Source organism: uncultured Fretibacterium sp., assembly GCF_938030725.1.
In the GTDB taxonomy this organism is placed as follows: domain Bacteria; phylum Synergistota; class Synergistia; order Synergistales; family Aminobacteriaceae; genus Fretibacterium.
Window position 1 is genome coordinate 1 of the sequence record NZ_CALHIQ010000107.1, and the last position, 6,695, is coordinate 6,695.

Annotated in this window: 7 protein-coding genes; all 7 read right to left on the reverse strand. The window is 67.2% G+C overall.

The genetic code is table 11. The features are described 5' to 3' along the window. Nucleotides 1–41: 41 nt before the first annotated feature. On the reverse strand, nucleotides 42–410 hold the full coding sequence (locus Q0629_RS06460) for a DUF1667 domain-containing protein (RefSeq protein ID WP_298780403.1): 369 nt from the start codon (nucleotides 408–410) through the stop codon (nucleotides 42–44). Between the two features lie 42 nt (nucleotides 411–452). Next, a complete protein-coding gene (locus Q0629_RS06465; RefSeq protein ID WP_298780405.1) occupies nucleotides 453–1,703 on the reverse strand; it encodes an FAD-dependent oxidoreductase in 1,251 nt (416 codons plus the stop codon). Continuing rightward, nucleotides 1,700–3,193, reverse strand: a complete 1,494-nt coding sequence (locus tag Q0629_RS06470) for an NAD(P)/FAD-dependent oxidoreductase (RefSeq protein WP_298780407.1) — start codon at nucleotides 3,191–3,193, stop codon at nucleotides 1,700–1,702. Before Q0629_RS06470 ends, Q0629_RS06465 begins: the two co-directional genes overlap by 4 nt. A 129-nt stretch (nucleotides 3,194–3,322) precedes the next feature. Continuing rightward, entirely contained in the window at nucleotides 3,323–4,855 is a 1,533-nt protein-coding gene (glpK, locus tag Q0629_RS06475) for a glycerol kinase GlpK (RefSeq protein ID WP_298780409.1), read from the reverse strand. Nucleotides 4,856–4,966: 111 nt separating this feature from the next. Continuing rightward, complete coding sequence (locus Q0629_RS06480; protein ID WP_298780411.1) at nucleotides 4,967–5,701, reverse strand: MIP/aquaporin family protein; 735 nt, start codon at nucleotides 5,699–5,701, stop codon at nucleotides 4,967–4,969. 183 nt (nucleotides 5,702–5,884) lie between these two features. Next, nucleotides 5,885–6,358, reverse strand: coding sequence for a YkgJ family cysteine cluster protein (locus tag Q0629_RS06485; protein WP_298780414.1), 474 nt, complete (start codon nucleotides 6,356–6,358; stop codon nucleotides 5,885–5,887). After that, nucleotides 6,342–6,695 (reverse strand): hypothetical protein (locus Q0629_RS06490; protein ID WP_298780416.1); only part of this gene is annotated, 354 nt, incomplete at its 5' end. The genes Q0629_RS06490 and Q0629_RS06485, both read right to left, overlap by 17 nt.

The following is a 6,695-nucleotide window of genomic DNA, read 5'->3' on the forward strand; positions in this document are numbered from 1 at the left end:
CGGTCATCGTGCGCAGCCGCTTCCCCTGCCCGCGAACTGGCCTACAGGGCGGACAGGTCGCGGCTCGCGACGATGTCCACGTCCGTGCCGCAGGCGCCCTTCAGGATCGTCTGTCCGATTGCGATGGGCGCCGGGACCTCCAGCTCCGCCACGGCCCGCGCGATGTCGAGAAGCTTCCCCTTGGGCGCCGGGGTCCGGCTCCGCACGGGACAGACGGGCAGCCGGCCGCCCTTCACCCGCACCGTGGAGGCAAACACCCGGCAGGGGTTCTTCACCTCGGACTCAGCATAGGTCTTGCCCCGCGGGCAACTGTTGCCGCTCACGCTCACGATCGCGTCCCCGTCCAACGCCACGGTCAACCCGCAGCCCAGAGGGCAGGAAACGCAGATAAACTTCCGTTCCTTCGTCATTTCAGCATCACCGCTCCCTTCCGATCCCGTCAGCGCGCCGGCTCAGACCGGCTGGACGTCCACCACGATCTCTTCGGGGTTCGCCGCGCGGACCCGTTGCGCCTCAATGTGCGCCTCGCACATCTCTCCGGGTCGGGCGTAGCGCAGGCGCCGGGAGAACAGCCCCGGCTCCGCCGTTACCTGACACGCTCCCTCGATGGGGTGGGTGACGCGCATGTAGATCGTGACGTCCGTCTCCCCCGTCACGCACTGGGGCAGGAAGAGGCGGACGTTTTCGCCGCCGCGCACTGGAATGGCCCGCGCCGCGGACAGCTCGCCGCGGGCGTAGCGCGCCGCGTTCTCCCCGGCCCTCAGCCCCTCGTCGCTCACGTTGTCCACGAGGTCGTAGACGATCGACACGTTGCCCGCCGCAAAGACGGAGGGGCGGCTGGTCTGCAGCAGGTCGTTCACCACGGGGCCGCCCGTGACGGGATGGATCGCGAGGCCCGCCATACGGGAGAGCTCGTTCTCCGGGATGAGCCCCACGGCCAGCAGGAGCGTGTCGCAGGGGACGAATCGTTCGGTGTCGGGGATGGGTGCGCGGCGTTCGTCCACCTTCGCCACCGTCACCCCCTCCAGGCGGTCGCGGCCGTGCACACGGGTCACCGTCGTCTCCAGGTGGAAGGGGATGTCGTAGTCGTCAAGACACTGCGCGATGTTGCGCCTCAGGCCGCCCGCCCAGGACATGACCTCGTAGACCCCCTCGACGGACGCGCCCTCCCACACCATGCGGCGGGCCATGATCAGGCCGATATCCCCCGACCCCAGGATGACCGCCCGCCTGCCCGGCATCCCACCCTCCATGTTGACGAAGCGTTGCGCCGTTCCGGCGGTGTAGATCCCGGCGGGTCGGGTGCCCGGAACGCGGATGGCCCCCAGCGGGCGCTCACGGCATCCCATGGCCAGCACCACCGCGCCCGCCGTCAGGCGCTCGATCCCGCGCTCCCGGTTCATCGTCCAGAGCCCCCCGTCCGGGTCCATCTGAAAGACCATCGTGTTGGTGAGGAACTCCACCCCAGCCTCCCGGGCCTGCTGCACGAAGCGGTGCATGTACTCCGGCCCCGTCAGCTCCTCCTTGAACGTGCGCAACCCGAAGCCCGGGTGGATGCACTGCTGAAGGATGCCGCCAAGGTCCCAGTCCCGCTCGGCCACGACGACGCGCTCCGCGCCAGCCCGGCGCGCTCCGATCCCCGCTGCGACGCCGGCCGGTCCCGCCCCCACGATTAGGACGTCGATCCTGTCCCTGCCGTTCATGACCGCGCCTCCTCTCCTCGCCCCTCGTCGAGAAGGAACTCCTTCGCCCCGCCCAGCAGGAGCCGGGAGTTCCCGCCGTGCCGCGTGACCTCGGTCAAGGGGATTTGAAGCTCCCGCGCCAATATCTCCGCCACCCGCGGGCAGCAGAAGCCGCCCTGGCAGCGGCCCGCCCCCGCACGGGTCCATATCTTGACGGCCGCGACGGTCCGCGCGCCGCGCCGGATGGCCTCCAGCACCTGAGCCTCCGTCACCGTCTCGCAGCGGCAGACGATCTGGCCCCAGGCGGGGTCCTCCCTCGCCAGCCGTGCGCGCTCCTCCATTGGGAGCTCCGCAAACCGGGGGATGCCGCGCCGCTCCGGAACGAAATGGGGGTTGGGCTCAAACGACGCTCGGTCCCCCAGCTCCGCGCGGATTATCTCCGCCACGTGGACGGCGATGGCCGGGGCCGACGTGAAACCCGGCGACTTGATCCCCGCCACGTTCACGAAGCCGCGGGGCGCCTTCAGCGCCTCGATGACGAAGTCCCCCGTGTCCGTGTTGGCCCGGACGCCGGCGAAGGTGGTGATGTTCAGGTTCACGGGGAAGTTGGGCACGAGGCGCCGCGCCCCCTCCAGCACCTGCGCCAGTCCTTCCGGGGTCGTCGCGGTGTCGTCCCCGTCCTTCTGGACCGTGGCGGTGGGGCCCGCCAGCAGGTTGCCCTCCGCCGTGCGGGCCACGGTGACGCCCTTGCCCCGTTCCGACGGGCAGGCGAAGAGAAAGCTCGTGACGAAGTCCCCCGCCGTGCGGTCCAGCAGAAAGTACTCGCCGCGGGTCGGTGTGATGTGGAAGTCCGGCTCGCCCGCCCAGGAGGCGACCTCCTCGGAGTGGACTCCCGCGGCGTTGACCACGATCGGGGCGTACACGGGGCCGCGGTCCGTTTCAACGCCCCGCACTTCCCCCCGGTCGTCCAGCATCAGGCCCGTAACCCGCGTTTCGAGCCGAAGGACGGCGCCGTTGATCTTCGCGCTCTCCATAAAGGCCACGACCGCCTCAAAGTTGTTGACGATGGCCGCCGTCGGCGACCACAGAGCCGCCTTGACGTCGGGCGAAACGTTAGGCTCGTTCCCGCGCAGCCTCTCCCCCGTCACGATCTCCAGTCCGGGGACCCCGTTCGCCCTGCCCTGCACCAGGAGCTTCTCCAGGTGCGCCATGTCCTTGTCGTCGAAGGCGCAGACGTAGGAGCCGCACTCGTCCAGGTGGAAGTCCAGCTCGTCCTTCAGCGCGTGGTACATGCGGTTCCCCTCCGGACAGAAGCGCGCCTTCAGGGTGTTCGGCGAATCGTCAAAGCCGCCGTGGATCATGGAGCTGTTGGCGCGGCTGGCTCCCGACGGCAGCTCCGCCGCCCTGTCCAGGACGACGACGCGCACCCTCCAGCGGGTGAGCTCGCGCGCCAGGCTCGCCCCCACGACGCCCCCGCCTATGATGGCGACGTCAAACTCTTCGCGGGACATTGTGTTACCCCCTCCCCACATTGCCTGTGCTACAAAGACGGGCAGCCCAGGGTTGAGCGGGCTGCCCGTTCGTTGACCTTCATTTGCCGCGCAGGAAGCGGCCGGCGGCGCGGGACAGCCGGAGCCGACCTACTCCGTCCAGCCGCGGGACTTCTCCACGGCCTTCTTCCAGCCGGCGTACATCTTCTCGCGCTTCTCCGGCAGCGACAGCGAGGCGAACTTACGGTCGACGGCCCAGTTGGCCCGGATCTCGTTCTCGTCCTTCCAGAAGCCCACGGCAAGGCCTGCGGCATAGGCGGCGCCGAGGGCCGTCGTCTCGTTCACGACGGGGCGCACCACTTCGACGCCCAAAATGTCCGCCTGCATCTGCATCAGGAGGTCGTTCTTCACAGCGCCCCCGTCCACCTTCAGGCTGGTGAGGTTGACGCCCGAATCCTTCTGCATGGCGTCGATGACGTCGCGGGTCTGGTAGCAGATGCTCTCAAGCGTCGCGCGGACGATGTGCGACTTCTGGACGTAGCGCGTGAGTCCCACGATGGCGCCCCGCGCGGTCATGTCCCAATGGGGCGCGAAGAGGCCGGAGAAGGCGGGGACGAAGTAGACGCCGCCCGAATCCTCTACCTTGGAGGCGAAGAACTCCGTGTCCGGCGCGGCATCGACGAGCTTCAGGTTGTCGCGCAGCCACTGGACGGCCGCCCCGGCGATGGCGATGGATCCCTCAAGGGCGTAGACGCACTTGCCCTGCTCCCGACTGTAGAACGCCGTGGTCAGGAGGCCGTTCATGGACTGGATGGGTTTCTCCCCGATGTTCATCAGCATGAAGCAGCCCGTGCCGTAGGTGTTCTTCGCCTCGCCCTTCTTGAGGCACGCCTGCCCGAAGAGCGCCGCCTGCTGGTCGCCCAGGTCCCCCGACACGGGGATCTCCGCCCCGAAGGGCCCGTTCTTCGCCGTCATGCCGAACACGCCGCTCGACGGCATGATCTTCGGCAGCATGGCCTCCGGGACGTCCAGGAAGTCCAGCATGGCCTTGTCCCACTGGAGCGTTTCGATGTTCATCAGAAGGGTTCGGGAGGCGTTCGACACGTCCGTGACGTGCACGCCGCCATTGGGACCGCCCGTGAGGTTCCAGATCAGCCAGCAGTCCGTGTTGCCGAACAGCAGTTCGCCGCGCTCCGCGCGCTCCCGCGCGCCGGGCACGTTGTCCAGGATCCACTTGATCTTGGTCCCAGAGAAGTAGGGGTTGATCAGGAGCCCCGTGTGGTCCTTCACCTTGCCCTCGCCCGTGACGGTTTGCTCCCAGCCGGGCATCTTCTGCCACTGGGCACAGAAGTCCTGCGTCCTCACGCACTGCCACACGATGGCGTTATAGATGGGACGGCCCGTCGCCTTGTCCCACACGACCGTCGTTTCGCGCTGGTTGGTGATGCCGATGGCGGCGATCTCCGCCGGTGAGATGCCGCCGCGCTCCAGCGCGTTGCGGATGACGTCCTGGGTGCGGGACCAGATTTCCATCGGATCGTGCTCGACCCAGCCCGGATGGGGGTAGATCTGCGCGTGCTCCATCTGGTCCGAGCACACGGGCAGGCCCTTCTTGTTGAAGATCATGCATCGGGTGCTGGTCGTGCCCTGGTCGATCGCGGCCACGTACTTCTTCTCCGACATGACAAAACCTCCTTTACGCAAACGGACCGACCTCCCGCCCCGTTGAGTGCGGCAGCCGGCCTCCATGGACGAAAGAGGGCCGGAGGACAAAAGCCCCCGGCCCCGAAAACGCTACATCAACGCAAGAGCGCGGCAGAAGAAGAACGCGACGGCGGCGCCGACCCAGGGTCCGATCGTGCCGACCCAGGCGTAGCCCCAATCGGAATCGCGCTTGCCGGCCATCGGCAGGACGAAGTGCGCCACGCGGGGACCGAAGTCGCGCGCGGGGTTCATGGAGTAGCCCGTGGGGCCGCCCAGTGCGGCTCCGAGGACGTAGATCAAGCCGCCCACCATGAAGGCTCCCGTCCAGCCCCCCTGTCCGCCGACGCCCTTCGAGAAGATGCACATGATGCCCGTCACCAGGAAGAACGTGGCGATGACCTCCGTCAGGAAGTTGCAGGGGTAATTCCTCCTGGCCGGCCCCGTGCAGAACACGGCGAGCTGTGCGTCCGGAGCCGTCCCCTCCCAGTGGTTCAGGTAGGCGAAGTAGACGATGACTGCCCCAAGGAAAGCACCGAGGAACTGCGCGGCCATGATCATCAGGGCGTCGTTCGCCGCGTAGGTTCCGGCCATGAGCTTCGCCAGGGTGACGGCGGGGTTGATGTCCGCCTGGGGCGATCCCGTCGCCTGGGCGGCAAAGATGCCCATCACGACGGCCCACGCCCAGCCCCAGTTCACGTGGACCCAGCCCGCTCCCTCGCCCTTCGATCCCTTCAGCGCCGTCGCCGCGACGTCGCCGTCGCCGAACACGATGAGCACCAGCGTACCGAAAAACTCGCCAAAAACAGGACCCAACCAAGACTGCATCTCAATTTCCTCCTTATGACCTGCCGGTTCATGACGAACTCTGCCCAAAACTCGGGCTTCCCACAACACACAACAGCATAACGAAGAAAAACGACAAGCCTTACTGAAATATTTATGGTTGAAATTCTGAATCCTTTTGAATTCTCACGTGCGATTTTAGTGTAAGACACTTTGGAGCTTCTGTCAATCAGCTTCGGGATTTTCCCGGTCCTCCTCCCGCGCCGCAAGCCAATTCCGGGCGCTCGTGATCCACTCCTCAATCTCCTCCGCGCTGCGGAGCGGGCCCTCGTTCATGCCGGGACAACGGCGGGCTTCGGCGTCCCAGGCCGCGCGCGACTGGAGTAGCTCCGGCCAGAAGGGGAAGGCCCGACACTGTTCGGGCCGCACCGCGTAGATGAGGCACCGCGCGCTCCCCGCATCGTAGAAGACGCAGTGGCCGTCCGAACGCTCGGTGAAGCTGGGGCTTCCCCACCGCATCGTGACGAAGCGGCGCTTGAAATCCGTGGGGGCGATGTCAAGGAACTCCACGACGGCACGCCCTTCCTCCTCGGAAAAGAAAACCGCTCCAGGCCCCCAGCGGCAGCAGCGGCCACATCCGAAGCACCCAAAGCGAAGGCCCTCGCTCCACCAGGGCAGGGCCTCACGCGCGGGCGTCAAAGGAAACGGGGGCCTCCGCGTCCCCGGCGTCCTGCCCTTCGCCGTCCGCTCGCTCCCGCTCCTGTTCCGCGGCGACGCGCTCGATCATGCTGTCGTAGAGCATCTTCCAGAGGCCCGCGCCTCCCGACCTCTCCACCAGCTCGTCGCAGGCCATCTCCAGCGACAGGTCCTCCATCTGCTTCCAGGGCCGGTCCTTTGAGGTGGTGAAAGAGCGCGCCGTGTTCCGCATCTCCTTCCACAGCTTCGCCCACAGGATGGACTCGAACTGCTGGCAGGACTCCCGGAGCCGCCCGGCCTCCTTCGACCTGTGGACCTCCGGATCGACCTCCGTCCTCCG

Bases quoted from the DNA above. Each gene is read 5' to 3' on its own strand.
- Q0629_RS06460 (WP_298780403.1), bottom strand. From the start codon at position 410: ATGACGAAGGAACGGAAGTTTATCTGCGTTTCCTGCCCTCTGGGCTGC.
- Q0629_RS06465 (WP_298780405.1), bottom strand. From the start codon at position 1,703: ATGAACGGCAGGGACAGGATCGACGTCCTAATCGTGGGGGCGGGACCG.
- Q0629_RS06470 (WP_298780407.1), bottom strand. From the start codon at position 3,193: ATGTCCCGCGAAGAGTTTGACGTCGCCATCATAGGCGGGGGCGTCGTG.
- glpK (WP_298780409.1), bottom strand. From the start codon at position 4,855: ATGTCGGAGAAGAAGTACGTGGCCGCGATCGACCAGGGCACGACCAGC.
- Q0629_RS06480 (WP_298780411.1), bottom strand. From the start codon at position 5,701: ATGCAGTCTTGGTTGGGTCCTGTTTTTGGCGAGTTTTTCGGTACGCTG.